Consider the following 25,288-nt stretch of genomic DNA (forward strand, 5'->3'; position numbering starts at 1 on the left):
AATTTTGTGTTTTGAGAGGGTGTTGTTTTACATGTGGTATTGAATGCGAATATTTGGTATTGGATAGGCAGTTTGTTGTTTGTTTGTTCTGGAATAGTTTTAAAGGAGCCAGCGGTAAAGTTGGTTTTTTTAAACTATACAAAGGACAGAAGTTAATATCATGAATACAATTTACTCCGCAGTAAGCGACAGCCGTCCGCAATGGTTTGAGTACGCGAGTGCCGCCGATCAATTACATTACGGCGAACTGGAAAAACAGTTGATCGATAGTCGTAACGATCTGGAAAAACAACTCGGGCGCTTCACCAGTCTACAAGTTTATGCCCAGAGCCTGATGAGTCAGGCGCTGCTAATGGAGTTTGGCGCAACCCTTAACCCCGACAACATCACGACCCACTGCCGTTATGTGTTCCAGCAGAACGGTCGAACCTACATTCAGGAGGACAAGCGATCTCTGACCGACTTGCTGCTGCATGGGCTGCATGAGAATGGTCAGCGTGGCCAGATCACTTTCAAGAGCGATGGATTTTTGCCATCGGGCCTAAACCAGCAATGGCTGGAAGAAGTACTTACCACTGACGTACGCGCAGCTTTTGGGGCTGAAATCCGGAGTGTCTACCTGCGAGCAGGTGTGCTGGCGGCCATGAACAATGTCACTCGTGACCGGCTTTTACTGAGTGCATTTGCCGCGAAGCTCCAGGGACATCTCAACGACGATAACCTGCAACTTATTCGACGTGCTGTAGCCGGAGACACGAGCCTGTCGCTGGCGCCTTTGCAGTTGCGTGAAGACACCCGTCCACTTTGTGATGTGGTCGTCGTCGGCCCTCTTGATGGGTATTCGGACGATTGGTTTTTGTACGCGCCGGGAGCGCCCGGTGGTCAGGACTGGCACCGCTTTGCAACCTTCAGGGTGCTGGATCTATCTCTCAGCGCCTGGACGGCGACGGAACAAGGTCGGGATTATCTGGTATGGCAGACTCACGCGCTGGAACGGGAAGAGATTGGTGGTTACCTGAAAACAATCCCGCCACGACCCAACAATTGGCGCGGCGCCAGGCTGGCACCTTCTTTCTATCAAGGAGAGGAAGTGCTGAAGAGTATTGTTTTCAATCATCGGGCATGGCTGGTTGCGCAAGAAGAAAGTCTGACACCCTATGGTTATCGCATTGCCTCCGATGAACAGCGTCAGCGCTTTACGCGACTCAATTGCGAACTCAAGGCTCTGAAAACCCTTGAGGTGCGCCAGGGCGGGTTCATTTCCTACGAGCGGTTTTGCTTCGACCTGATCAAGCAACGAGTCGAACAAGTATTACTGCAACGAGGTGAAAGTTTAGCGGTCAACCCTGACCGGATTTATGTGCAAATCAGTCAGGAACAACAGATGACACTGACTGAACTGATCGTTCGTGAAGTGCATTTTGAAGCCAGCGGCATCGGTCAGCCTCTTTATCCACGCTTCACGTGGGCGACCGACCATCCGGATATCACAACGCTTGATATCCGCGATATTTCCAGTTGGTCGAAAACATTGCGCCCCGGTGAGAAGTACATCGACATGTTGCGTTCGGTTTATCTCAACCGCTCCAATCCCGAAGGACTGTTAAAGCGAGGGATTTGCATAGGTGCAATGCGTCGCCAGATGACCGTGTCACTCATGCAAGCGGCTTTCACAGGGCGCATACCACCACAGCATGTCATCGAACTCGAGAAGGTTATCGTGGCGTTCGATTCGATGCAGCCGACCAGTCCCGTCGGTGAAGCGCCTGGCGATGTGCGCCACAGTGCCTTGTTCAAGCTCTTTCTCCGGGATCGTCTGGTGGTGGGGGTATTCGTGTTCAGGCTGCTTGTGGCCGGGAAAGTCGAAGAATACCTGTATACCCCGAATGCACCGGATGGCTGCGAACTGCGTCCCTTCAAGGATTTTGTACCCGCCGTGAAAACCCGGGGCATTGGTGACTATCTGTATGATCGAGTGTTCGCGAAGTACCAGCCGCAGGTTGGTACCTATCTGACAGATCTTGAGCAGTTGGCCAACTTCACAGAAGCGCCAGCTCTGGTGCGCAACAGTCGCGTCACCGATCTGAACGACTGCTACAACGACGTGGTGTACAAGATCATTTCTGATGTCGATGAGGCCACCCAAAGCCTCGGCGAAATCATTGGCGGCCTGGTGTACGACGCTGTCGTGACGGCAGTCAGCGTGATCAGCATCGTCTTTGCGCCTGTGGGTATTGCATTGAGTGCCGCGTTGCTGACCCAGAATTTGGTGCAGGGGGTCGCGGCCTACTCCGAGGGTGACCGGGCAAAAGCCATGGGGCATTTCAAGGAAGCGTTGATTGAACTGGCGTCGCTGGGCAAGGCCGGGATAGGTGGAGCGGGAGCCAGTCAGGTGCAGAAAAATCTCATTGACTTGCTGGGTGATGCGCGAGAGGTCGAAAAATTGTACAGCGCGGCCACAGGCCAACAAGGCTTGGAGGAGCGGGCGCTCGAGGCGATCAAAGAGATCCTGGCCGATCCTGGAAGCTCTGTCAGCAAAACCACCCTTGTGTAATAGCCAAGGCTGGCCGTTGCTTCCAGATCCCGCTCAGCGGTTGAAGTCTTCAGATTGATACCCCATCCGCCAACTCACGGCCCGGGTCGCCGCCAGCAAGCGCTGCGCCGCCGGGCCGTTTTCATCGGCATGGAACAACGAGGTCGGGCCGACGATGGTCATCACCGCCGCCACCTTTCCGACCGCATTGAACACCGGCGCCGACAACGCATCCACGCCCGGCATCAGCAAGCCGTGAACATGGTGCAAGCCGCGTTCACGGATCTGTTCGCATAATGTGCTGTAAGCCTGCTCATCGGCCAACGGATGAACGTCGACGGCGCGGACTTCGAGATCGCGCAACTCATCGGTTTCGCGGTGGGGCAAGAAGGCACTGAACACCAGCCCTGTCGACGAGCTGAGCAACGGTAAAACCGAGCCCAATTGCGTGACCACTGTCACCGCGCGCACCGCAGGTTCAATGTGCACCACCGTCGCGCCTTGGTTGCCCCACACCGCTATAAAGCAGGTCTCATTCAGCTCATCACGCAACTCAGCCAAGGGCAGGGCGGCGACTTTCAGCACGTCCATACTGTTCAAAGCAGCCAGACCGACTCGAAGCGCTTCACGGCCGAGGCCGTAGTGGTTGGTGGCGGGGTTCTGCTCGGCAAAACCGCTGGCGATCAGCGCCTGCAAATAGCGGTGAACCTTGCTCGCCGGCATCTGCACGTGTTCGGCCAGGCGCGACAGCGAGGTCGACGGCGACAACTCGGCAAGCGCCTTGAGGATGTCGGTACCGACCTCGGCCGAGCGGACTTTCTGTTTGCCGTTGCTTTCGCTGGTCATGAGGCGGTGTGATCCCGGGACGAATGGGCGTCTTTATAGCTTGACGGTCAATACCAATCAAATTACGTTATGCGTAATCTAATTACGATAAAAATAACCCAGGCGTGCCAAGACCTCTTCAGCAGAGTGACAGGCCATGCCTACTCCCGTTCAGGAGGCTCCATGAACCTCGATTCAACGGCGCCAGCGCTGGCTTATCAGTCAGGCTTTGGCAACGAATTCAGCAGCGAAGCATTGCCCGGCGCACTGCCCGTCGGCCAGAACTCCCCGCAAAAAGCCCCTTACGGCCTGTACACCGAACTGTTCTCCGGTACGGCCTTTACCATGGCTCGCAGCGAAGCACGACGGACCTGGATGTACCGCATTCAGCCGTCGGCCAATCACCCGGCATTCGTCAAACTGGATCGGCAACTGGCCGGCGGCCCATTGGGTGAAGTAACCCCCAATCGCCTGCGCTGGAATCCGTTGGACATTCCGACCGAACCGACCGATTTCATCGACGGGCTGGTGAGCATGGCCGCCAACTCGGGCGCGGAAAAACCGGCCGGGATCAGCATTTATAACTACCGCGCCAACCGTTCCATGGAACGCGTGTTCTTCAACGCCGACGGCGAACTGTTGCTGGTGCCGGAACTGGGCCGCTTGCGCATCGCCACTGAACTGGGCGTGCTGGAGCTTGCGCCTCTGGAAATCGCCGTCCTGCCGCGCGGGCTGAAATTTCGCGTCGAACTGCTCGACCCGCAAGCTCGCGGCTACATCGCGGAAAACCATGGCGCCCCTCTGCGCCTGCCGGATCTGGGGCCGATCGGCAGTAATGGCCTGGCTAATCCCCGCGACTTCCTGACGCCAGTGGCCCATTACGAAAACCTCAAGCAACCGACCACCCTGGTGCAGAAATTCCTCGGCCAGCTGTGGGGTTGCGAGCTCGATCATTCGCCGCTGAACGTGGTCGCTTGGCACGGCAATAACGTGCCGTACAAATATGACCTGCGCCGTTTCAACACCATTGGCACGGTCAGTTTCGATCATCCGGATCCGTCGATTTTCACCGTCCTGACCTCGCCAACCAGCGTGCATGGTTTGGCCAACCTCGACTTCGTGATCTTCCCGCCACGCTGGATGGTCGCCGAGAAGACATTCCGTCCGCCGTGGTTCCACCGCAACCTGATGAACGAATTCATGGGCCTGATCCAGGGCGAATACGATGCCAAGGCCGAAGGTTTCGTGCCTGGCGGTGCCTCGTTGCACAGCTGCATGAGCGCTCACGGCCCCGACGGCGAGACCTGCACCAAGGCGATCAACGCTGAACTGGCGCCGGCTAAAATCGATAACACCATGGCCTTCATGTTCGAGACCAGCCAAGTGTTGCGTCCGAGTCGATTCGCCCTGGATTGCCCGCAACTGCAAAACAATTACGACGCTTGCTGGGCCACGCTGCCCGCCACTTTCGACCCGACCCGGAGATAACCCATGACTCAGACTTCCATTACTCGTAGCTGGGTTGCCTCCGCCAACGGCCATACGGATTTTCCGCTGCAGAATCTGCCGTTGGGCGTGTTCAGCGTGAAGGGCTCCGCTCCGCGCAGTGGCGTGGCGATCGGCGATCACATTTTTGACCTGGAAGCGGCACTGGATGCCGGCCTGTTCGATGGCATTGCGAAGAAAGCAGTCGAAGCCACCCGTGGCGGCCAGTTGAATGCGTTCTTCGAATTGGGCCGCGAGGCTCGTGTCGCTTTGCGCGAACGTCTGCTGGAACTGTTTGCTGAAGGCAGCACCCTGCACGGCAAGATTGAGGCTCAAGGCGCCAAACTGCTGCCGCTGGCGGCGGATTGCGAAATGCACCTGCCGGCGAAGATCAACGACTACACCGACTTCTATGTCGGCATCGAGCATGCGCAGAATGTCGGCAAACTGTTCCGCCCGGACAACCCATTACTGCCGAACTACAAGTACGTGCCGATTGGTTACCACGGCCGTGCCTCGACCATTCGCCCGTCCGGCACTGACGTTCGCCGTCCGAAAGGCCAGACCCTGCCGGCCGGTCAGACCGAGCCGACATTTGGTCCGTGCGCACGTCTGGACTACGAACTGGAACTGGGTATCTGGATCGGTCAGGGCAACGCGATGGGCGACTCCATCGCCATCGGTGAAGCCGCCGATCACATCGCCGGTTTCTGCCTGCTCAACGACTGGTCGGCGCGGGACATCCAGGCTTGGGAGTACCAGCCGCTGGGTCCGTTCCTGTCGAAGAGTTTCATCACCAGCATTTCGCCGTGGGTGGTGACGGCCGAAGCGCTGGAGCCGTTCCGTCGTGCCCAGCCTGCGCGCCCGGAAGGCGATCCGCAGCCGCTGCCGTACCTGTTCGACAAACGTGATCAGGCCGCCGGTGCCTTCGACATCGAACTCGAAGTGCTGCTACTGACCGAATCGATGCGCGAGCAAAATCTGCCAGCCCATCGCCTGACCCTCAGCAACACCCAACACATGTACTGGACCGTTGCACAACTGGTTGCGCACCACAGCGTCAACGGCTGTCAGTTGCAGGCCGGTGATCTGTTCGGTTCGGGCACGCTGTCCGGTCCTGAAAACGGTCAATTCGGGAGCCTGCTGGAAATCACCGAGGGCGGTAAAAAGCCGATCGAACTGGCGTCGGGCGAGGTGCGTAAGTTCCTCGAGGACGGCGACGAAATCATCCTGCGCGCACGTTGCAGCCGCGAGGGTTTTGCTTCGATCGGTTTCGGCGAATGCCGCGGCAAAGTGCTGCCAGCGCGTTAAGAGGATCGGGACATGGAACTCTATACCTACTACCGTTCGACCTCGTCTTACCGGGTGCGTATCGCACTGGCGCTCAAGGGGCTGGATTACCAGGCGCTGCCGATCAACCTGATCGCGCCGCAAGGTGGCGAACATCGGCAGCCGGCGTATCTGGGCATCAACCCGCAAGGCCGGGTGCCAGCCTTGCGTACCGATGAAGGCGAGTTGCTGATCCAGTCACCGGCGATCATCGAGTACCTGGAGGAACGTTATCCACAGGTGCCATTGCTGTCCAAAGACCTCGCCGCCCGCGCTTATGAGCGTGGCGTGGCGGCGGTGATCGGGTGCGATGTGCATCCGCTGCACAACGTCAGCGTGCTCAATAAGCTTCGGCAGTTGGGACACGATGAGCCGCAGGTGGTGGAGTGGATCGGTCACTGGATCAGCCAAGGCTTGGCGACGGTGGAGCAATTGATCGGTGACACCGGTTATTGCTTTGGCGATCAACCGGGGCTGGCGGACGTCTATTTGATCCCGCAGTTGTATGCAGCCGAGCGCTTCAATATTTCATTGGAAGCCTACCCGCGAATTCGTCGAGTGGCGGCGCTGGCGGCGACACACCCAGCCTTCTTCCTGGCCCATCCGGCGAATCAGCCCGATACCCCTTAATGGCTTCACATAGACCCAATGTGGGAGCGGGCTTGCTCGCGAAGAACGATAACGCGGTGCGTCAGAAATACCGCGGTGCCTTCTTCGCGAGCAAGCCCGCTCCCACATGGGATCAGTGAACCACTGAGTTGGGCGGCAAATGCCCGAGCCGTTCAGTCAGGCGAATTCGCTGGATCGGATCGTCACTGAGCAGCAGCGCATGTTCCAGGTCAAAGCGCTCGGCATTCGGACAGTCCAGGCGTTGATACAGGCTGGCCCGAGCCAGATAGTCGGAGGCGCTGGCGTTGCCCAATTCAAGCACGCGCTCGGCGTCGATCAGGGCGTCGATGTAGTCATCGTTCGTGAGGTACAACTGGCGCAGGTTGCGCGACAGTCGCTGCAGCATCTGCACCGGTTCGGCAGTCAGTAAATGCTCGGCGCCGAGCTGCATGTTCGGGCCGTACTGGCGTTGCAGTAACTCCCGGCAGTCGTTGGGGTATAGCCGTCGCCCGCCGCAAGGGTCGAGCAGATGATCGGCGCCTTGCACCCGCAGCAGGAAATGCCCGGGAAAGTTGACCCCGACCATGGGAATCTCCAGCCTTCTGGCCAGTTCCAGCGCAATCAGGCCCAGCACCAGCGGCTGGCCCCGCCGACGTTCCAGTACTTTATTGAGTAACGCCACTTGCGGGCGCAAGGGCGTGGAGTCGTCCTGAGCGAACCCCAGGTCATTCATTCGCCGCAACAACGGTTGGGCCAATTCACTCACCGGCAGCATCGGCAACCCGTAGCTGACCCGCTGTTGCAGGTCCTTGAAGTCCGCCAGCACCGCCTCGGGATCCAGCTCTTTATCGTGTTCCACAGCAATCCACAGCGCCGCCTCGAACAGCGCGGGCGGTGATCGTTGCAGACAGTCGAAAAAACGTTGGCGCGGGGTCATCAAAATCTCCGAGGAATGCCTCGTTTTAGCCCCGTCGCGCGCTTTCGTCCAGTCCTGCACATAGGTAGTAACAGGTTATGTCTGAAAGCGTTCAAAGCGGACTCGCTTATTCCGGTGCGCTTCTGCAATTTTTGTGCGCAAGCCTATACTGGCGACTACAAGAAGTGATTCGGGAGCCCTACGATGTTCGCTCTCATGCAAAGCACTCGCCTTGAATCGCTGCACCTGAGCGTTGATCCGGCCACCGGGTTGAAGGCGGTGATTGCCATCCACAACAGCCGTCTGGGACCTGCCCTGGGCGGGTGTCGTTACCTTGCTTACCCCAGCGATGAATCTGCGATCGAGGATGCTGTGCGCCTTGCCCAAGGCATGAGTTACAAGGCGGCCCTGGCCGGCCTGGCTCAGGGCGGTGGCGTCGCGGTGATTCTTCGCCCGGCCCATGTGGAAAACCGCGCAGCGCTATTTGAAGCCTTCGGGCGCTGCATCAACGAACTCGACGGTCGCTACATCACGGCCATCGACGCCGGCACCTCAGTGGCGGACATGGATTGCATCGCCCAACAGACGCAGTTCGTCACCAGCACCACCGCCGCAGGCGACCCTGCACCGCATGCCGCCATGGGCGTATTCGCCGGTATTCGCAGCACCGCCATGGCCCGCCTGGGCAGCGATAATCTCGAAGGCTTGCGCATAGCCATTCAAGGCTTGGGCAATGTCGGTTATGCCTTGGCCGAACAGCTACACGCGGCCGGTGCGGAGCTGCTGGTCAGCGACATCGATCATGGCAAAGTGCAGTTGGCCATGGAGCAGTTGGGCGCTCATCCGATCGCCAACGATGCGCTGCTCAGCACACCGTGCGACATACTCGCGCCCTGCGGCCTGGGCGGTGTGCTTAACAGCAACAGTGTGTCGCAACTGCGCTGCGCGGCGGTCGCCGGTTCGGCAAACAACCAGTTGATCCATCTGGAAATCGCCGATCAGCTGGAGCGCCGGGGCATTTTGTATGCGCCCGATTACGTGATCAATGCCGGCGGGCTGATCTACGTGTCGCTCAAACACCGTGGGGAAGAGCTGACGACCATTACCGCGCACCTGTCGAAAATCAGTTCACGGCTGACCGAAGTATTCGCCCATGCCCAGGCGGAAAAGCGTTCTCCGGCCCGGGTGGCGGATGAGTTGGCGGAGAAAGTGTTGTACCGGTGACGCTGTACCGGTGAAAAGTTTGAAAGGAGTGAGAGCCTATCCGGCCATTGCTCCCCAAGCCCTGCGCCACAAACGTCGGGCCTGACAAATGCACGCCGACTCACGCGTGCCAGGAGCCCTGTGATGCTTCACAAGGTGGAGTTGCCGTACACCCGATTTTTATCCCCTGACGGCCAGTTGCTCGGCAATCTTCCCTCTTGGGCCGACGATTTCAATCTGCTGACGCGCCTGTATCGGCAGATGGTCCTGACCCGCCTTTTCGATCAGAAAGCTGTCGCCCTGCAACGCACCGGGCGCATCGGCACTTATGCGCCGACCTTGGGCCAGGAAGCCATTGGTGTCGCGGTCGGCAGCCTGATGCACGCCGAAGACGTACTGATCCCGTATTACCGAGACACCGCCGTGCAGTTGATGCGCGGTGTGGGCATGGAAGAAATCCTGCTGTATTGGGGCGGCGATGAGCGTGGCAGCGACTTTGCCGACCCGGCGGTCGCTCAGGATTTCCCGATCTGTGTGCCGATCGCCACCCAGGCCCTGCATGCCTGCGGCGTCGCCAGCGCCTTCAAGATCCGCGGCGAGCATCGAGTCGCGGTCACCACCTGCGGCGACGGCGGAACCAGCAAAGGTGATTTCCTCGAGGCCCTCAATGTTGCTGGCGCCTGGCAGTTGCCGGTGGTGTTTGTGATCAACAACAACCAATGGGCGATCTCGGTGCCGCGACGAATCCAGTGCGGCGCTCCGACCTTGGCGCAGAAAGCCATAGGGGCCGGCTTCCACGGTGAACAAGTCGACGGCAATGACATGCTCGCCGTTTACGACCGCATGCAAGCGGCCCTCGAACGGGCGCGCCACGGTAAAGGCCCGGTGTTACTCGAATGCCTGAGCTATCGCCTCGGCGATCACACCACGGCCGACGATGCCACGCGCTACCGATCGGCGGACGAGGTCAAGCAGGCTTGGCTCGAAGAGCCGATCAAACGCCTGCAACGCTTCATGGCCGGGCAAGGCGTATGGGACGAAGGCCGCGAACAGGCACTGATCAGCGAATGCCAAGGTTTGGTGCAGGGGGCTGTGGATAACTTCGAAGCGGCTGGCCTGCAGGCACCGGAATCGGTGATTGATCATGTCTACGCCCAGTGGCCGCAAGCCCTGGCCGAGCAGCGCGAAGAATTTCTCGAACGGGTGGCGCGCCGGACGGGAGGTTCGGGCCATGAGTAACGGTAAGGTGACGCTGCTGGAAGCGGTGAATCTGGCGTTGCATCGGGCCATGAGTGAAGACGAAAACGTCATCGTCCTCGGTGAAGACGTCGGGGTGAATGGGGGCGTGTTCCGCGCAACGCTGGGCCTGCGCGACAGCTTTGGTTTCAAGCGGGTGATCGACTCGCCGCTGGCCGAAACCATGCTCGGCGGGCTGGTGGTGGGCATGGCGGCCCAAGGCCTGAAACCGGTGGTGGAAATCCAGTTCATGGGTTTCATCTACGCCACCATGGAGCACCTGGTGTCCCACGCCAGCCGCATGCGCAACCGCACGCGCGGGCGGATCACCTGCCCGATGGTGATGCGTACGCCGATGGGCGCAGGGATTCGCGCGCCGGAACATCACAGCGAAAGCACTGAAGCCCTGTTCGCGCACATTCCGGGGCTGCGGGTGGTGATCCCATCCTCGCCAGCCCGGGCCTATGGCTTGCTGCTCGCGGCCATCGACGACCCGGATCCAGTGATATTTCTCGAACCCACCCGACTCTATCGAATGAACCCGCAACCACTGCTGGATGACGGCAAGCGCCTGCCGCTGGACAGCTGTTTCACCCTGCGTGAAGGCAGCGACCTTACCTTGATCAGTTGGGGCGCCAGCGTGATGGAAACCCTGCAAGCCGCCACGCAACTGGCCGAGCAGGGCGTCTCGGCGGAAGTGATCGATGTCGCCAGTATCAAACCGCTGGACCTCGACACGATGGAAGCCTCGGTGCGCAAGACCGGTCGCTGCGTGATCGTGCATGAGGCACCACGTTCCTGCGGGGTCGGCGCGGAAATCGCCGCCAGTCTCTACGAACGGGTATTTCTGGAGTTGCAGGCACCGATCCAGCGAGTCACAGCGCCAGACATCCCGCCGCCGCTGTATCGACTGGAATCGCTGTACATGCCCGGCGTCGAAGACATTCTTCATGCCTGCGACATCGTCATGCAGCACTACCCTTGAAGAGACGCCTGAGGCCGAGGAGGTTGCGATGAAATATTTCAAACTGCCGGATCTGGGCGAAGGCTTGCAGGAAGCGGAAATCGTTCGTTGGCACGTCAAGGTCGGCGATACCGTCAAGGCCGACCAACTATTGGTGTCGGTGGAAACCGCCAAGGCGCTGGTGGACATTCCCGCGCCCTACGACGGCGTAGTGGCGAAAACATTCGGTGGCGAGGGCGACATCCTTCACGTTGGCGAACCTCTGCTCGGTTACGAAGGCGAAGCAGATGCGGGCACTGTGGTCGGGCGGCTCGAGGGCGGCGGCACGAATCAGGAGGATGCATTTTTTATCGGCGCTGCGCCTTCGACTCGTGAGCACCTGGCGAACCGTGCCACGCCGGCGGTGCGTCAACTGGCTCGGCAACTCGGTGTTGAACTGAGCGGCTTGACGGGCTCCGGCCAGGACGGCCAGATCACCCGCAACGACGTAGAAAACGCGGCCCAGACGGAACGCGAACGCTTCGGCGGCGAGAAGCTGCGTGGTGTGCGACGCAGCATGGCACTGAACATGGCCAGGTCCCATGCCGAAGTGGTGCCGGTGACGATTTTCGGTGATGCCGATTTGTATCGTTGGGGCCAGGCACGAGAGCCGCTGATTCGTCTGGCCAAGGCGATGGCGGCCGCCTGCGCCGTAGAGCCGGTGCTCAACAGCGCCTTCGATGGCAAAACCCTGGCGCTCAAGCAACACGAACGACTCGATTTGGGCATTGCCGTGGATACGCCGGACGGCTTGTTCGTGCCGGTGCTGCGCGATGTCGGTCAGCGCTCGGCGGCGGATTTGAAGGAAGGTGTGACGCGTCTGCGGGCCGACGTGCAGGCGCGCTCGATCCCGCCTCAGGAAATGATGGGAGCGACCCTGACTCTGTCGAACTTCGGCACTTTGTTCGGCCGCTACGCCAATCCGGTGGTGGTGCCGCCGCAAGTGGCGATCCTCGCCGCCGGGGCGATCCGCGATGAACCGGTGGCGGTCGAGGGGGCAGTGGTGGTGCATCCGATCCTGCCGTTGTCCCTGACCTTTGATCATCGGGTGGTCACCGGTGGCGAGGCGGCGCGGTTCTTCAAAGCGTTGGTCGAGGCGCTGGAACAACCCGAGGCCTAGGTTTCTTGCAGACATGAAAAAGGCCCTGAGCCATTTGACTCAGGGCCTATTCAATTCGGGCATTGCTTACTTTGGCGTCTTGGCGGCTTTGGCTGGCTTGGTCGGCTCAGCGCCCGCTACTTCAACGGGTGCAGCTACTTCAACAGGTTCAGTGGCTTTAACAGGTTCAATGGCTTCGGCGGGTGCATTCAGCAGTTCGGACAGTGCGTCCGGCTGGCTCTTGAATGCCTTGGCGAATACATCACGGTTCTTCGCCATGTAAATCCCGGCTTCTTCCACTTGCTGTTCGGTCAGGGACGGAACGGCTTTTTGCAACACTTCAGCCAGCAATTCGGCCAGTTCGAGCATTTTGTCATGACGGTCAGCTTCGGCTTTATCCATGAACAAGCGCTCCAGATCTCGGCTGCTGCGGTATACCACTTCGACGGCCATTCACCACCTCACATGCCTTCACATTAGTTGTCTGTTTCGACTACTGTATTTATATACAGCTAAAAGGATAAGCGAATCCCTGCGCTTTGGGTAGCGGCTTTTTAATGTAGACCGTAATCGGTGTTTGTCAGGTGAACCGTGTCGCTCCCACAAGAGATCTGCGGCGTACACAAAACCATTGTGGGAGCGAGCCTGCTCGCGATGGGGTCCGTCCAGACACCACAAAAAGTGTCCAGTAGCAGCGCATCGCCATCTCACCCAACAGTATCTGGCCTTTTTTCTGCATGCAGAACAACCGTCACGTCCAACCCGCATCATCCGCTCGAACCGAGCTAAGGAACATTCAAAGTGAAAATCAACTGGGCCGAGAACCTGCGGCAGAACGTGCACCAACTGGCCGAGTCCCTGGGCAACCTGTTCGTCGAGACCTTCCACTACCTGGCGCTGTTCGCCATCGGTGCGGTGACCGCGTGGGCGGCAGTGATGGAATTCCTCGGGATGCTCGAACAGGGGCACATCAAGATCGATGACATCTTGCTGCTGTTCATCTACCTGGAACTGGGGGCGATGGTCGGGATTTACTTCAAGACCAACCACATGCCGGTGCGCTTCCTGATCTACGTGGCGATCACCGCACTGACGCGGCTGCTGATCTCCAACGTCTCGCACCACAATCCTCCGGACCTGGGGATCATCTACCTGTGCGGCGGGATTTTGCTGCTGGCGTTTGCGATTCTGGTGGTGCGTTACGCCTCGTCGCAATTTCCTTCGGTGAAGATCGAACACCCGCAACGCAAGATCGGTGCGGGTTCCGGTGAGCATCCCGAGGTGGAGAAGGGCGAGATTTAAAGCCCCATTGAAGGTCGGGGCCGGGATTTGACCAAGGGAGGCGGCGGGTTGCGACTGTCGCCGTCGGTCATGGCTTCAAGTATGGCCACGGCGCTGTGGCCCTGTTCGATGGCGATGCCGAATTGAATGCTTTGCACCAGGCGTTTGAGGCGCTTGGGGTCATTGCGCTGTTCGGCACTGATCATCCGTTTGGCCACTACGCGGCCACTTTTGGAGAGGGTCAGCATGATGCTGCCGTCCAGCCCCTGAATGCTCAGGTTAACTTGATAATCCGGTGCAAAGGCATCGGTAATGAGCTGAAAAGGGTTGTCCATAATGCGTCACCGCCTGATTGAACGTGCAGTTGTTGACGGCCGTGATCGGGATTAGTTCGCAACACCAGACCACCGGCCTTCCATGTTCATGCGCTTCATCCGTGTTGCGTAGGGGATATAGCAAGGTGCATGCCGGAAAAATTGTCGAACAATGAACACGGCAAAAAAATGGCGGGCACCTGGCCCGCCTTCTTTTTGCCTGCCCGTTTCAGGGCATGAACGAGTAGATGATCGCAGACAGTGCAATCAAACCGATCAACACCACGAACACGTTCGAGGCCTGATTCGAGTACTGGCGCAAGGCCGGCACGCGGCGGATGGCGTACATCGGCATCAGGAACAACAGACACGCGATGATCGGCCCGCCGAGGGTTTCGATCATGCCCAGGATGCTCGGGTTGAAGGTCGCCACGGCCCAGCAGCTGAGGATCATGAACAGCGCAGTGATGCGGTTCAACCAACTGGCGGACATGACGCGACCACGGCCACGCAGGCTTTTCACGATCAGGCCCTGAAAGCCTTCGCTGGCGCCGATGTAATGACCGAGGAAGGATTTGGTGATTGCCACCAGCGCAATCAACGGCGCGGCGTAAGCGATGACCGGAGTCTGGAAGTGGTTGGCCAGATACGACAGGATCGAGATGTTCTGCGCCTTCGCCGCGGCTAAATCAGCCGGGGACAACGCCAGCACGCAGCTGAAGCAGAAGAACATCACCGTGACGACCATCATGGCGTGAGCGATTGCGAGAATGCCGCTGCTTTTGCGTTCGGCTTGATCGCCATAACGCTGTTTCTGATCGACGGCGAAAGCGGAGATGATCGGCGAATGGTTGAACGAGAACACCATCACCGGAATCGCCAGCCACAAGGTCTGGAAGAACAGCGGCAAGGGCATGCCTTCGCTGGCGGTGGCGAAGAACGCGCCGTTCCAGTTCGGGATCAGGCTGACGCCGAGCAGCAGCAACGCTGCGACGAACGGATAAACCAGCACGCTCATGCATTTGACGATGACGCCCTGACCGCAACGGACGATCGCCATCAAGCCGAGAATCAGCCCCAGCGACAGAATCGCCCGAGGAGGCGGGGTCATGTGCAACTGGTGCTCCATGAGGCTGCTCAGGGTGTTGGTCAGCGCCACGCTGTACACCAGCAAAATCGGGAAGATCGCGAAGAAATACAGGAGCGTGATCAGCTTGCCGGCACCGATGCCGAAGTGTTCTTCCACCACTTCGGTGATGTCCCCGGAACGCCCGGATAACACGAAACGCGTCAAGCCACGGTGGGCGAAGAAGGTCATCGGAAACGCAAGCACCGCCAGTATCAGCAGCGGCCAGAAACCACCGACACCGGCGTTGATCGGCAGGAACAACGTGCCGGCGCCAATCGCCGTGCCATAGAGGCCAAGCATCCAGGTGGTGTCGTGTTTGCTCCAGCCTTTGTGGGTTATTTCGCTATTGCGTGTCAGGTCTACAGCGGGATTATCGGCAGCAGGTGTACGTACATCGGTCATCGTTTTTGCCTCGTTATTATTCTTGCTCGGGCTCACGTATTGCGGGCTGTCAGGAAATGTTCTTCAACATTCCACCCAGCTAACAGCCAGGCCGCCCCGTGAAGTTTCTTTGTATTTGTCGTGCATGTCGGCGCCGGTATCGCGCATGGTGCGGATCACCCGGTCCAGGGAAATGAAGTGCTTGCCGTCGCCGCGCAGGGCCATTTGCGTGGCGTTGATCGCCTTCACGGCAGCGATTGCGTTGCGCTCGATGCACGGCACCTGCACCAGACCGCCAACGGGGTCGCAGGTCAGGCCGAGGTTGTGTTCCAGGCCGATTTCGGCGGCGTTTTCCAGTTGCTCCGGGGTGGCGCCGAGTATATCGGCCAAGCCGGCGGCGGCCATGGCGCAGGCGGAACCGACTTCGCCCTGGCAGCCGACTTCGGCGCCAGAGATCGAAGCGTTTTTCTTGCAGAGAATGCCTACGGCCGCAGCGCCCAAAAAGAACGCCACGACGTCATCGTCCGACGCGTCCGGGTTGAATTTCATGTAGTAGTGCAGCACTGCGGGAATGATCCCCGCCGCCCCGTTTGTAGGCGCGGTCACCATACGTCCGCCGGCCGCGTTTTCTTCGTTCACGGCAAGGGCGAACAGGTTGACCCACTCCATGGCTGACAGGGTGGAGCTGATGACATTCGGTTTGCCGATTTCCAACAGGCTGCGGTGCAATTTCGCGGCGCGGCGCGGAACATTCAGACCGCCGGGCAGGATGCCTTCGTGGCGCAAGCCTTGCTCGACGCATTCACGCATTACCGACCAGATATGCAGCAACCCCTGGCGGATCTCGGCGTCGCTGCGCCAGGCCCGTTCATTTGCCATCATCAACTCGGAAACTCGCAGACCGTGCTGGTTGCAGAGCTTGAGCAATTCGGCGGCACTGGAGAAATCGTAGGGCAGCACCACATCGCTGGCCGGCGCAATGCCGGACTCGGCTTCGGCTGCTTCGATGATGAAACCACCGCCCACCGAGTAGTACGTCTGCTCGAACAGCTCACCGGTTTCGCCGAAGGCTGTCAGAGACATGGCGTTGGGGTGGTAGGGCAGACTCTCGTCGAGCAGCAGGAGATCGCGCTGCCAGTTGAAGGCAATGGTCGATTTGCCGGCCAGACTCAGTTCGCCGGTTTCACGCAAGGTCTGGATTCGGCTGTCGATTGAATTCGGATCAATGCTGTCCGGCCATTCGCCCATCAGGCCCATGACGCAGGCACGGTCAGTCGCGTGGCCGACGCCGGTGGCCGAAAGGGAGCCGTAGAGGCGAATTTCTACCCGCCGTACGTCGGCCAGTAAATGTTGGTCAATCAGGGCTTGGGCGAAGGTTGCGGCGGCGCGCATCGGGCCGACGGTATGGGAACTGGACGGACCGATGCCGACTTTGAAGAGATCGAAAACACTGATAGCCATGCTAAAGCCTATACAAGCAATGGAAGAGAAATCGCCGCCATTTCTGTAGGACAAGCGCAATGTCGGCGATACTGCCAACCTCGGTCCTACGTGACCAACGAAACTTCCTAAGACAGCCTTTAGCAGGACTAAACAATGAGTCGCCAATTGCACGCCCAGACTTACGTCTGGCTGCACGTGTTTTCGTGTGCCGCGCGGCACTTGTCCTTCACCCGTTGCGCCGAAGAACTGCACATCACGCCGGGGGCGGTCAGTCAGCAAATTCGCCAACTGGAAGAGCGGCTGGGTTTTCGCCTGTTTCATCGTCGCGCCCGGGGTGTGGAATTGAGCGCCGAAGGCCAGCGACTGGCCATCACCGTCAACGAGGCCTACGGCAGCATCGATGCAGAATTGCGACGACTGGATGCGGGAATGATCAGCGGGATTTTGCGGTTGCGCTCGATTCCCTCGTTCCTGAGCAAGTGGCTGACCCCGCGCCTGCCGCGTTTGCAACAGCGCTTTCCGGATATTCAGCTGCGGCTGGTGGCCGAGGACAGCAGTGTTCCGTTGCATGAAGGCGATTTCGATCTGGCGATTGACCTGAACGACGGCAGTTATCCCGGATTGTTATCCACAGCCTTGTTGGATGAGCAGATTTTTCCGGTGTGTGCCCCGAGCCTGTTGCGCGCAAGGCCGCCACTGCACGGCCCGGCAGACCTGGTGCATTTTCCGTTGCTGCACGACATCACCGCCTGGCGCGGCAGTTACGAGTACGCGGAGTGGGAGTTTTACCTCAACGCTATCGGCTTCGAAGGCGCGGATGTGCGGCGCGGGCATACCTTCAATCGCAACCACCTGACCATCGAAGCGGCGATTGCCGGGATGGGGGTGGCGATTGCGCGGCGAACGCTGCTCAACGATGAACTGGAGCGCGGGACGTTGATCGTGCCATTTGGCCTGGCGGTGCCTAATCACAAGCGTTACGTGCTGCTCTATGCGCCGGGCGCGCTGAGTCATCCGGGCGTACGCGCGGTGCATGACTGGCTGGTGGAGGAAGCGGGGGTATTTCGTAGTCTGCACCCGCTGGCGGAGCGGCAGATGTGAGCAGCTTGGGGGCATCTGACAGGGGCGACCCAACTCCCGACATTAACAGCGCTTTTGCCTGTTGTCCGGCTTTTTTTGCGAATGAATATTTATCTTTTTTTAGGGGTTGAAATGTTCTGCGCGCACACCGATCTTGTAACCAAGAGGTCACGGTGATGAAGCCCAAGGGCCAGCCGAAGGGCCTCTCGCGAGCTAGCTGAAATAAGGGATGAACTATGCAAATCCAAGTCAATAGCGATAACCATATTCAAAGCAGCATCCGACTGGAGGAGTGGGTACGTACTACCATTGAGAGCACGCTCGAACGTTATGAGGAGGACCTGACCCGCGTCGAGGTCCATCTGCGGGACGAGAACGGCGACAAGCCCGGTCCCCACGATATGCGCTGTCAGCTGGAAGCGCGGCCAAAAGGCCACCAACCGATTTCTGTCACTCATAAAGCCGCTAACCTGGAACTGGCGATCGACGGTGCGGCCGAAAAACTCGAACATGCGCTTGAGCATCTGTTCGGCAAACTGCGGGGCAAACCACGTGCCGCTGTGGTGCCGTTCGAAAGGCCTACGGCCGATGCGCTGCTGGAAGACGAGTTTCTCGAGAACGAACAGGCTGCACAAAACGGCTGAGGCCTGATTAACTTTTTACCTTCCCACTTTATCTCCACCTAAAAAGCGGGCCTGCATTGCAGGCCCGTTCTTGTTTCAGCATCCACCGGTCCCTGTCGCGAGGGAGCTTGCTGTGGCGAGGGGGCAAGCCCCCTCGCCACAAGGGTGTGCGCTAGCCGCCATTGAATCAAAACGCGATTGAAGTCTGCACATACACCGTCCGCGGTTCTCCCACGTACTTGCCCTTGTTGTTGTCATCGAACGAGCGGGTGAAGTACTGGTGGTTAAAGATGTTCTTCACCCCCACCGCCACGTTCAGGTCCGACAACTTCGGCCCGAAGTCATACGCCGCGCGACTGCTGAACAACATGTACCCCGGAATCTTGCCGGTGCTGCCATCGGCGCTTTCGGCCGAGGTGTTGGCGTTGTCAGCGAACTGATCACTCTGATAGCTGCTGTCCAGGTTCAGTTTCCACGCGCCTTCGGTATAACCGACGCCGAGCGTGCCTTTGTGTTTCGAGGAGAACGGTACACGATTGCCCTTGTTCGCCCCGTCTTCGCGGATGATCGCGTCCACATAGGCGTAAGTCGCGTACACATCGAAACCGGCCAGCGCCGGGCTCAAATCGTCGAGCGCGTAGTTGATGCTGGTTTCGATGCCTTGATGACGTGTTTCGCCTCGGGCGATCACCGAGTCGTTGGTTTGATTGCTTTCATATTGGTTGTCGAAGTTGATCAGGAACGCACCAATCTCTGCCCGCAACGCGCCGTTGTCGTAACGGGTACCCAGCTCCCAGGTGCGCGCCTTCTCCGGTTTGACTTCGCCGCTGGTCACCCGGTTAGGCATCTGGCTGTACTGCACGCTGCCGAACGATCCTTCGGTATTGGCGTAGAGGTTCCAGCTATCGGTCAGATGATAGAGCACGTTCAACGCCGGCAGGGCAGTGTTGTAGTCGCCCTTGTATTTCACGTTGGTCAGGTTGTTGGTCTGCTGCGACTCGATCATTTCGTAGCGGATGCCCGGCGTAATCGTCCACTTGCCGATGTCGATCCGATCGTCGACGAAGAACGCGTTGGCCTCGGTGCCGCCCCGGGTATCGCGGTCGTTGCGACTGTTGGTGGTCGGGTATTCGTTGCTGGCGATCGGCGTGCGGTAGCGCAGTTCGTGGCCGGCTTCGTTGATGTAGCGATAGCCGACGCCGACTTCATGGCTGGTCTGGCCGAGATCGAAGCCTTGGGCGAAACGGGTTTCCAGGCCACGTACCCAATACTCGCGTGGCGACAGCGAGAGGAACGTGCCCTGATCCAGATAACCGCTGCGCAGGGTCTTGGTGAAGAAGGTATTGGCGGTGAACTCGCGGCGATCTTCCTGATAGCGATAGCCGAAGTTGAACATCGTGCGGCGGCCCCAGAACTGGTCTTTCGGGCGGGTCGACTGGTACGGGTCAGCATCGTAATCGGCGACGTTCAGGCCGCCGGGCATGTCGGCTTTGCCTTCGTAGTACTGGGCCATGGCGTTGAAACTGTTGGCATCATCGAGCTGGTATTTGCCCTTGAGGATCAGGTCGTCGATTTCGGTGTCGCTGTGTTCGCGCCAGTCGCCACCACGGGTGCCCGAGTACAGAATCGCGCCGCCCAGACCGTTATCGGCCGTGCCGCCGGCCAGCAGGTTGCCGGTGGTTTTGAAGCCGTCATGGCTGGACGATGGACTGGTTTCAGTCTGGAAACCGCCCTTGACCGTCGGCTCATCTGGAATGGCGCGGGTCACGAAGTTGACCACACCGCCGACGTTCTGCGGCCCGTAGCGCACCGCACCGCCGCCGCGCACCACGTCGACCGCGTCCATGTTGCCCATGCTGATCGGCGCAAACGACAACTGCGGCTGACCATAAGGTGCGAAGGGCACCGGAATGCCGTCCATCAATACCGTGGAGCGCGAGGCCAGTCGTGGGTTGAGCCCGCGAATGCCGAAGTTCAGTGCCATATCATGGCTGCCGGTGCCGTTGTTGTCCGGCGCATTGACTCCCGGGATGCGGTTGAGCACGTCCCTGGCCTGAGTTGCGCCCTGGCGTTCGAATTCTTCGCGGCGGATCACGTCTCGAGCGCCTGGGTGTTCGAAGACGTTGGTTTGCGCCGCATCGCCGAGCCAGTCGCCGACCACTTTCGAGGTGTCCAGCTCCAGTGCCGCATCACCCGCCAGTTGCAGGCTGAAGGCATTGTCGCCCTCGGCGCGGGCTTGCAGGCCGGTGCCTTCGAGCAACGCGTTCAAGCCCTGCGAAGGGGTGTAGTTGCCTTCCAGGCCGCGACTTTGCACACCGCTGGTGACTTGCGAGCCAAAGGAGATCAGTACGCCGGCTTCACGACCGAACTGGTTGAGTGCGCTCTCCAGCGAGGACGGTGCGATGTGGTACGACTTGGCATCAGCGGCATGCACCAGTGGCAGAACGCCGAAGCTCAGGCTGGCGCCCAGCAAGAGTTGGCGCAAGGTGCGAGCCATAGGTGTGAGACGGGTGGGTTGCATGGAGGGCGATCCTGAGAAGGTTGAATCAAGGGGGCTTTCCTTCTCTGTCACGCCAGATCTGAAAAACGGCTCATTTTTTTGAAGATCGTTCCCACGCTCTGCGTGGGAATGATAACTAGGCCCATGCCTCGACCGTCACCCAATACCGGGTAAAACGCCTCACCTTCACTGGCAAACTGATTTCCAGCAGATCAAGAATCCGCTCGCTGTCGTCCAGTGGATAAGTCCCGGAGATCAGCAGATTGGCAACATTCGCCGCGCAATTGAGCTGCCCCCGGCGATAGCGACTGAGTTCATCAAGGAAATCCCCCAGGCGCATGTGCGCAGCCACTAGCATGCCGTCGGCCCAGGCGCCGCTGTTGGCGTCCAGTGGCAGGGGAGCGCCGATGTCGCGTGAGCCGAAGCTCAACTGCCGGGCGGTTTGCAGCATCCGTGGCGACCCGCCATCGGGCGTCAATTCGACGCTGCCTTCGAGCACCGCCACGTGAGTGTGATCGGAAAACTGCCGCACGTTCAGCCGCCCACCTTGGGTTTTCAACAGGCCTTGTGCGGTCTGTACTTGAAACGCTTGGGCGGCGGTCAGCAGCATCTCGCCTTCAAGCAAGCGGATCAGCCGCTGCTGACCTTCGACCCGCACATCGACCGAACTGGCGGTATTGAGCTGCAATTGGCTGCCATCGCCGAGCGGCACTTTACGTCGCTGGCCGATCGGGCTGCGGTAGTCGGCCAGCAACGGCGTCAACGGACTGTGCTCGCGCATGCCCCAGGTGAGCGCCGAACCCGCGCCGAGAATCAGCAGCAGCTTCAATGCCTGACGACGGCCGGCGGATTTCGGTGCGTTGAGGGCGGCATGGGCCAGCGGCGAAGACACACCGCGCAAGCGTTGATTGACCCGTTGAATGTGTTCCCAGGCCCGTCGATGTTCGCCATGAGCATCGAGCCATTGCTGCCAGGCAATTTGCTGGCGCGGGTTTAACGGTCCTTGCTGGACTTCCATCCACCAGTGCACGGCCTGTTCGGCCACTTGAGATGAAAAATCCCCAGGACTGTTCATCGTGCGAAGTAGCAGCGCATCGCCGCTTTGTTCAGGTGCCTTTTGACGGTGGCAATGGAAATACCCAGTTCGGCGGCGATCTGTGGATAAGTCAAACCATCGAGCTGAGCCAGCAAAAAAGCGCGTTTGACCAGACGCGGCAAACCGTCGAGCAACTGGTCGAGCTCCATCAGCGTCTGCAGGATGATCGCCCGATCTTCCTCCGACGGCGCGACGATTTCCGGCATCTGCGCCAGCGCATCGAGGTAGGCGCGCTCCAGATCCTGACGGCGGTAATGATTGAACAGCACACGCTTGGCGATGGTGGTGAGGAACGCCCGCGGTTCGATGATTTGGGGCGTTTCTCGTGCCGTCAGCACTCGAATGAACGTGTCCTGAGCCAGATCCGCGGCGCTGTCAGGGCAGCCGAGTTTGCGCCGCAGCCAACCGGTGAGCCAGTTGTGATGGGCGTGATAAAGGACTTCGACAGTAGTGACTGACGACAACGGAACCGCTCCGGACGTATTTCGATACGTTAGAGAACAAGAATTGTTCGCATTGTAGGGGCGGAGGCTGCATCCGGCAATCGGCTCCTGGCCGGTTTCTCTGATCCGATGATCTGGAGACCGCGTCATCGTTCTTCGCGAGCAAGCCCGCACACATTCGACCGCATGCCTCTGAGATAACGCGGTCACCTGTGGGAGCGGGCTTGCTCGCGAAGGCGGCCGAACAGGCACCGAAAATCCACTGGATTGCAGCGCTATCGCAAAAACGCCTGCCGATACTCCCCGGGCGTGCCACCCAACGCCTGGCGAAACCGGTTGGTGAAATGGCTTGCACTGGCAAACCCACAGGCCAACGCAATATCCCCCAACGGCTGCGACGTCCCGCGCAGTAACTCTTGCGCGCGGCTCAGTCGCCGAGCCAGCACATACTGATGCGGCGGCAGACCGAAGCTCACACGAAACATCCGCGCAAAGTGGTATTCCGACAGCGCACACAATGCCGCCAACTGCCCGAGGCTGATTGCTTCGGCCATTTGATGGTCGATGAATTCCACCAACTGCCGTCGTTGATGCGCCGCCAATCCACCTTTGAGGCGCAGGCCCTGGCGCACGCCGACCTGGCTGAGCAGGGCATGGTTAAGCATTTCATGGGCCAGGCTGCTGGTGAGCAGGCGTTCGCCGGGTTCATCCCAGTTGAGGGCGATCAACTGCCGAAAGCGCCGGGCTTGCTGCGGGTCTTCCAGGAACGTGTGTTCGCGCAACTGCAATTCCCGCGGTTCGCGATCCAGCAGCGTGACGCAGCCAAAGGCAAATTGTTCGGGGCTGAAATACAGGTGGGCCAGGCGAATATCGCCATTGATCACCCAGCCTGACTGATGGTCGGCCGGCAGAATGCACAGCTTGTCCGGGCCGCCCTTGTTACCTGGCTGGTCGCGGCGAAAGGTGCCGGTGCCGCCGGCGATGTAGCAGGACAAGGTGTGATGGCTCGGCGCTTCGTAGTCCTGGGCGTCATGGTGGTTGTTCCACAAAGCCGCAGCCATGCCGTCACCGAGCTCGGCGCTGTGCTCCAGGCGAGCATTGGGCGAGCGGTTGAGGGCTTGAAAGACTTGTAAGGTTTCCAGTGCGGCCATGATCGGTTCTCTCCAACGCCTTGCATCCTACTCCGTAGACGTTGACCTGCCAGCCCGCCGGCCGACAAAAGCGCAAGTTTATGCAAGTGCAAAAAGGTTTTGCGCCGGACACTGAAGGCCTATTCAGGAGTCTTCACCATGAACCTTTCGTTGTATCTACTGACCGTGCTGATCTGGGGCACCACCTGGATTGCCTTGAAATGGCAACTGGGCGTGGTAGCGATTCCGGTGTCGATTGTTTATCGCTTCGGCCTCGCTGCGCTGGTGCTGTTCGTGATGTTGCTACTCAGCCGTCGTCTGCAACCGATGAACCGTCGCGGGCATCTGATTTGCCTGGCTCAGGGCCTGTGCCTGTTCTGCATCAATTTCATGTGCTTCCTCACCGCCAGCCAATGGATTCCCAGCGGTCTGGTCGCCGTGGTGTTTTCCACCGCCACCCTGTGGAACGCCTTCAATGCGCGGGTGTTCTTCGGCCAGAAAATTGCTCGCAATGTATTGATGGGCGGTGCACTGGGGTTGCTCGGATTGGGCCTGTTGTTCTGGCCAGAGCTCGCCGGTCATACCGCCAGCCCTGAAACCTTGCTCGGTTTGGGTCTGGCGTTGCTCGGCACCTTGTGTTTCTCGGCCGGCAATATGCTGTCGAGTCTGCAACAGAAAGCCGGCCTGAAACCCCTGACCACCAACGCCTGGGGCATGGCTTACGGCGCGGCGATGTTGACGGTGTGGTGTCTGGTCAAAGGCATCCCGTTCGACATGGAATGGAATGCCCGCTACATCGGCTCGTTGCTGTACCTGGTGATTCCCGGCTCGGTGATCGGCTTCACCGCCTACCTGACGTTGGTCGGACGCATGGGGCCGGAACGGGCGGCGTATTGCACCGTACTCTTTCCAGTGGTGGCGCTGAACGTGTCGGCGTTTGTCGAAGGCTATCAATGGACGGCGCCGGCACTGGTGGGGCTGGTGCTGGTGATGCTGGGGAATGTGCTGGTGTTCCGTAAACCCAAGGCGTCGATGGTGCAAGGAAACGGCAAATTGGCGTGAGGTTCCCTGTGGATCGAGCGCTAAACAGCTCAGCGCTCGATCCTGACGGCCACATAAATCAATAACGGTAATATAAAGTCGACAATGTGGCGGGCCCAGTCCTTGGCGTTCCAGGTTTGTGACTCATCCATGTTAAACCATTCGACGCCGATGACTTGGAGGCCGATGTAATAAACAAACATGGCAACCAATAGTCCGATAATCGCAAACTTTTTTGCTTCGTGAAAATCTTCGGGAGACGCATGGAGGTTTCGGTAAAGATGATACGTGCCAAGTAGGCAGAAAGCGGTATAAATAACTTCCAGGGTAATAATGATCCAGTAGATCCGGTGATGGAGCATGGGTGAGGTAATTGCCCGGTAGTTCAGGTTTAAATTCTCACGGGTGGTGTCCATGCTTAGAACGTGGCCGACATACTCATAATTGGTCGCATAGTCGGTAAAGTTGCTGTACATCACCAGCAGGCCAAAGAAGCTGATATAAGCCATTAATATGACTTTGCTGTACCTGATAAGTTGATCGGTTGTTGGCGGGTTCAAAATTTATGCTCTCCATAGCTAAGTCCCGT

At 59.1% G+C, this 25,288-nt stretch carries 22 protein-coding genes and 1 pseudogene; 12 read left to right on the plus strand and 11 right to left on the minus strand.

What is annotated here, in order from left to right; genetic code table 11:
* Nucleotides 1-160 precede the first annotated feature (160 nt).
* Entirely contained in the window at nucleotides 161-2,554 is a 2,394-nt protein-coding gene (locus KVG95_RS20250; protein ID WP_217857671.1) for a dermonecrotic toxin domain-containing protein, read from the plus strand.
* A gap of 33 nt (nucleotides 2,555-2,587) precedes the next feature.
* Here the strand turns inward: KVG95_RS20250 and KVG95_RS20255 are convergent, their stop codons facing one another.
* The gene (locus tag KVG95_RS20255) at nucleotides 2,588-3,379 is read right to left on the minus strand and encodes an IclR family transcriptional regulator (protein WP_217857672.1); all 792 of its coding nucleotides are present in this window, start codon (nucleotides 3,377-3,379) and stop codon (nucleotides 2,588-2,590) included.
* Between the two features lie 162 nt (nucleotides 3,380-3,541).
* Here KVG95_RS20255 and hmgA point away from each other — a divergent pair, with 162 nt between their 5' ends.
* From hmgA to maiA, 3 genes are read left to right on the plus strand one after another with little or no spacing between them, the layout of a single operon-like run.
* The gene (gene hmgA / locus KVG95_RS20260) at nucleotides 3,542-4,846 is read left to right on the plus strand and encodes a homogentisate 1,2-dioxygenase (RefSeq protein WP_217857673.1); all 1,305 of its coding nucleotides are present in this window, start codon (nucleotides 3,542-3,544) and stop codon (nucleotides 4,844-4,846) included.
* A 3-nt stretch (nucleotides 4,847-4,849) separates the two neighbouring features.
* Nucleotides 4,850-6,154, plus strand: a complete 1,305-nt coding sequence (fahA, locus tag KVG95_RS20265) for a fumarylacetoacetase (protein WP_217857674.1) — start codon at nucleotides 4,850-4,852, stop codon at nucleotides 6,152-6,154.
* A gap of 12 nt (nucleotides 6,155-6,166) precedes the next feature.
* Nucleotides 6,167-6,802, plus strand: a complete 636-nt coding sequence (gene maiA, locus KVG95_RS20270) for a maleylacetoacetate isomerase (protein ID WP_217857675.1) — start codon at nucleotides 6,167-6,169, stop codon at nucleotides 6,800-6,802.
* Nucleotides 6,803-6,914: 112 nt separating this feature from the next.
* Here maiA and KVG95_RS20275 read toward each other — a convergent pair whose 3' ends face one another.
* Complete coding sequence (locus KVG95_RS20275; protein WP_052966684.1) at nucleotides 6,915-7,718, minus strand: SirB1 family protein; 804 nt, start codon at nucleotides 7,716-7,718, stop codon at nucleotides 6,915-6,917.
* A 183-nt stretch (nucleotides 7,719-7,901) separates the two neighbouring features.
* Between KVG95_RS20275 and KVG95_RS20280 the strand changes: the two genes are divergently transcribed.
* From KVG95_RS20280 to KVG95_RS20295, 4 genes are all read left to right on the plus strand, one after another.
* Complete coding sequence (locus KVG95_RS20280; RefSeq protein WP_217857676.1) at nucleotides 7,902-8,921, plus strand: Glu/Leu/Phe/Val dehydrogenase family protein; 1,020 nt, start codon at nucleotides 7,902-7,904, stop codon at nucleotides 8,919-8,921.
* 123 nt (nucleotides 8,922-9,044) lie between these two features.
* Nucleotides 9,045-10,139 carry a pyruvate dehydrogenase (acetyl-transferring) E1 component subunit alpha gene (gene pdhA, locus KVG95_RS20285; RefSeq protein ID WP_217857677.1) on the plus strand — a complete coding sequence of 365 codons (1,095 nt, stop codon included), beginning with the start codon at nucleotides 9,045-9,047 and terminating at the stop codon, nucleotides 10,137-10,139.
* A complete protein-coding gene (locus KVG95_RS20290; RefSeq protein WP_217857678.1) occupies nucleotides 10,132-11,121 on the plus strand; it encodes an alpha-ketoacid dehydrogenase subunit beta in 990 nt (329 codons plus the stop codon). The genes pdhA and KVG95_RS20290 overlap by 8 nt, the downstream gene beginning before the upstream one ends.
* 28 nt (nucleotides 11,122-11,149) lie before the next feature.
* A complete protein-coding gene (locus KVG95_RS20295; RefSeq protein ID WP_217857679.1) occupies nucleotides 11,150-12,259 on the plus strand; it encodes a dihydrolipoamide acetyltransferase family protein in 1,110 nt (369 codons plus the stop codon).
* Between the two features lie 177 nt (nucleotides 12,260-12,436).
* Here KVG95_RS20295 and KVG95_RS20300 read toward each other — a convergent pair.
* Nucleotides 12,437-12,691: pseudogene (locus tag KVG95_RS20300) on the minus strand (YebG family protein); the annotation flags it as partial.
* Between the two features lie 348 nt (nucleotides 12,692-13,039).
* Here KVG95_RS20300 and KVG95_RS20305 point away from each other — a divergent pair.
* Nucleotides 13,040-13,540, plus strand: coding sequence for a phosphate-starvation-inducible protein PsiE (locus tag KVG95_RS20305; protein ID WP_007903272.1), 501 nt, complete (start codon nucleotides 13,040-13,042; stop codon nucleotides 13,538-13,540).
* Here KVG95_RS20305 and KVG95_RS20310 read toward each other — a convergent pair.
* From KVG95_RS20310 to KVG95_RS20320, 3 genes are all read right to left on the minus strand, one after another.
* On the minus strand, nucleotides 13,537-13,854 hold the full coding sequence (locus KVG95_RS20310; RefSeq protein ID WP_052966678.1) for a DUF3509 domain-containing protein: 318 nt from the start codon (nucleotides 13,852-13,854) through the stop codon (nucleotides 13,537-13,539). The genes KVG95_RS20305 and KVG95_RS20310 overlap by 4 nt on opposite strands.
* 208 nt (nucleotides 13,855-14,062) lie before the next feature.
* A complete protein-coding gene (locus KVG95_RS20315) occupies nucleotides 14,063-15,364 on the minus strand; it encodes a serine/threonine transporter (protein WP_217857680.1) in 1,302 nt (433 codons plus the stop codon).
* A 63-nt stretch (nucleotides 15,365-15,427) separates the two neighbouring features.
* Nucleotides 15,428-16,804, minus strand: a complete 1,377-nt coding sequence (locus KVG95_RS20320; protein ID WP_063341512.1) for an L-serine ammonia-lyase — start codon at nucleotides 16,802-16,804, stop codon at nucleotides 15,428-15,430.
* Between the two features lie 135 nt (nucleotides 16,805-16,939).
* Here KVG95_RS20320 and KVG95_RS20325 point away from each other — a divergent pair, with 135 nt between their 5' ends.
* Nucleotides 16,940-17,887, plus strand: a complete 948-nt coding sequence (locus KVG95_RS20325) for a LysR substrate-binding domain-containing protein (RefSeq protein WP_052966675.1) — start codon at nucleotides 16,940-16,942, stop codon at nucleotides 17,885-17,887.
* 215 nt (nucleotides 17,888-18,102) lie between these two features.
* Nucleotides 18,103-18,510 (plus strand): HPF/RaiA family ribosome-associated protein, encoded by a 408-nt coding sequence (locus KVG95_RS20330; protein WP_008070486.1) that lies wholly within the window; start codon nucleotides 18,103-18,105, stop codon nucleotides 18,508-18,510.
* Between the two features lie 166 nt (nucleotides 18,511-18,676).
* Here the strand turns inward: KVG95_RS20330 and fecA are convergent, their stop codons facing one another.
* From fecA to KVG95_RS20350, 4 genes are all read right to left on the minus strand, one after another.
* Complete coding sequence (fecA, locus tag KVG95_RS20335; protein ID WP_217857681.1) at nucleotides 18,677-21,010, minus strand: TonB-dependent Fe(3+) dicitrate receptor FecA; 2,334 nt, start codon at nucleotides 21,008-21,010, stop codon at nucleotides 18,677-18,679.
* A gap of 115 nt (nucleotides 21,011-21,125) precedes the next feature.
* A complete protein-coding gene (locus tag KVG95_RS20340; protein WP_217857682.1) occupies nucleotides 21,126-22,064 on the minus strand; it encodes a FecR domain-containing protein in 939 nt (312 codons plus the stop codon).
* Nucleotides 22,061-22,549, minus strand: coding sequence for a sigma-70 family RNA polymerase sigma factor (locus KVG95_RS20345; protein WP_217857683.1), 489 nt, complete (start codon nucleotides 22,547-22,549; stop codon nucleotides 22,061-22,063). The genes KVG95_RS20340 and KVG95_RS20345 overlap by 4 nt, the downstream gene beginning before the upstream one ends.
* 254 nt (nucleotides 22,550-22,803) lie before the next feature.
* Nucleotides 22,804-23,679: a helix-turn-helix domain-containing protein gene (locus KVG95_RS20350; protein ID WP_217857684.1), complete on the minus strand. Its 876-nt coding sequence runs from the start codon at nucleotides 23,677-23,679 to the stop codon at nucleotides 22,804-22,806.
* Between the two features lie 138 nt (nucleotides 23,680-23,817).
* Here KVG95_RS20350 and KVG95_RS20355 point away from each other — a divergent pair, with 138 nt between their 5' ends.
* On the plus strand, nucleotides 23,818-24,720 hold the full coding sequence (locus tag KVG95_RS20355; protein ID WP_217857685.1) for a DMT family transporter: 903 nt from the start codon (nucleotides 23,818-23,820) through the stop codon (nucleotides 24,718-24,720).
* Between the two features lie 29 nt (nucleotides 24,721-24,749).
* Here the strand turns inward: KVG95_RS20355 and KVG95_RS20360 are convergent, their stop codons facing one another.
* Nucleotides 24,750-25,259, minus strand: coding sequence for a DUF2165 family protein (locus tag KVG95_RS20360; protein ID WP_217857686.1), 510 nt, complete (start codon nucleotides 25,257-25,259; stop codon nucleotides 24,750-24,752).
* Nucleotides 25,260-25,288 lie beyond the last annotated feature (29 nt).

The sequence above is a fragment of the Pseudomonas farris genome (assembly GCF_019145235.1).
GTDB classification, from domain to species: domain Bacteria; phylum Pseudomonadota; class Gammaproteobacteria; order Pseudomonadales; family Pseudomonadaceae; genus Aquipseudomonas; species Aquipseudomonas farris.

What these genes read in the sequence shown, in the direction of transcription:
- KVG95_RS20275 (WP_052966684.1), bottom strand. Translation starts at nt 7,718, where the DNA reads ATGACCCCGCGCCAACGTTTTTTCGACTGTCTGCAACGATCACCGCCC.
- hmgA (WP_217857673.1), top strand. Translation starts at nt 3,542, where the DNA reads ATGAACCTCGATTCAACGGCGCCAGCGCTGGCTTATCAGTCAGGCTTT.
- KVG95_RS20355 (WP_217857685.1), top strand. Translation starts at nt 23,818, where the DNA reads ATGAACCTTTCGTTGTATCTACTGACCGTGCTGATCTGGGGCACCACC.
- KVG95_RS20340 (WP_217857682.1), bottom strand. Translation starts at nt 22,064, where the DNA reads ATGAACAGTCCTGGGGATTTTTCATCTCAAGTGGCCGAACAGGCCGTG.
- pdhA (WP_217857677.1), top strand. Translation starts at nt 9,045, where the DNA reads ATGCTTCACAAGGTGGAGTTGCCGTACACCCGATTTTTATCCCCTGAC.
- fahA (WP_217857674.1), top strand. Translation starts at nt 4,850, where the DNA reads ATGACTCAGACTTCCATTACTCGTAGCTGGGTTGCCTCCGCCAACGGC.
- KVG95_RS20310 (WP_052966678.1), bottom strand. Translation starts at nt 13,854, where the DNA reads ATGGACAACCCTTTTCAGCTCATTACCGATGCCTTTGCACCGGATTAT.
- KVG95_RS20325 (WP_052966675.1), top strand. Translation starts at nt 16,940, where the DNA reads ATGAGTCGCCAATTGCACGCCCAGACTTACGTCTGGCTGCACGTGTTT.
- KVG95_RS20280 (WP_217857676.1), top strand. Translation starts at nt 7,902, where the DNA reads ATGTTCGCTCTCATGCAAAGCACTCGCCTTGAATCGCTGCACCTGAGC.
- KVG95_RS20295 (WP_217857679.1), top strand. Translation starts at nt 11,150, where the DNA reads ATGAAATATTTCAAACTGCCGGATCTGGGCGAAGGCTTGCAGGAAGCG.
- KVG95_RS20315 (WP_217857680.1), bottom strand. Translation starts at nt 15,364, where the DNA reads ATGACCGATGTACGTACACCTGCTGCCGATAATCCCGCTGTAGACCTG.
- KVG95_RS20255 (WP_217857672.1), bottom strand. Translation starts at nt 3,379, where the DNA reads ATGACCAGCGAAAGCAACGGCAAACAGAAAGTCCGCTCGGCCGAGGTC.
- KVG95_RS20320 (WP_063341512.1), bottom strand. Translation starts at nt 16,804, where the DNA reads ATGGCTATCAGTGTTTTCGATCTCTTCAAAGTCGGCATCGGTCCGTCC.
- fecA (WP_217857681.1), bottom strand. Translation starts at nt 21,010, where the DNA reads ATGCAACCCACCCGTCTCACACCTATGGCTCGCACCTTGCGCCAACTC.
- maiA (WP_217857675.1), top strand. Translation starts at nt 6,167, where the DNA reads ATGGAACTCTATACCTACTACCGTTCGACCTCGTCTTACCGGGTGCGT.
- KVG95_RS20330 (WP_008070486.1), top strand. Translation starts at nt 18,103, where the DNA reads ATGCAAATCCAAGTCAATAGCGATAACCATATTCAAAGCAGCATCCGA.
- KVG95_RS20250 (WP_217857671.1), top strand. Translation starts at nt 161, where the DNA reads ATGAATACAATTTACTCCGCAGTAAGCGACAGCCGTCCGCAATGGTTT.
- KVG95_RS20350 (WP_217857684.1), bottom strand. Translation starts at nt 23,679, where the DNA reads ATGGCCGCACTGGAAACCTTACAAGTCTTTCAAGCCCTCAACCGCTCG.
- KVG95_RS20290 (WP_217857678.1), top strand. Translation starts at nt 10,132, where the DNA reads ATGAGTAACGGTAAGGTGACGCTGCTGGAAGCGGTGAATCTGGCGTTG.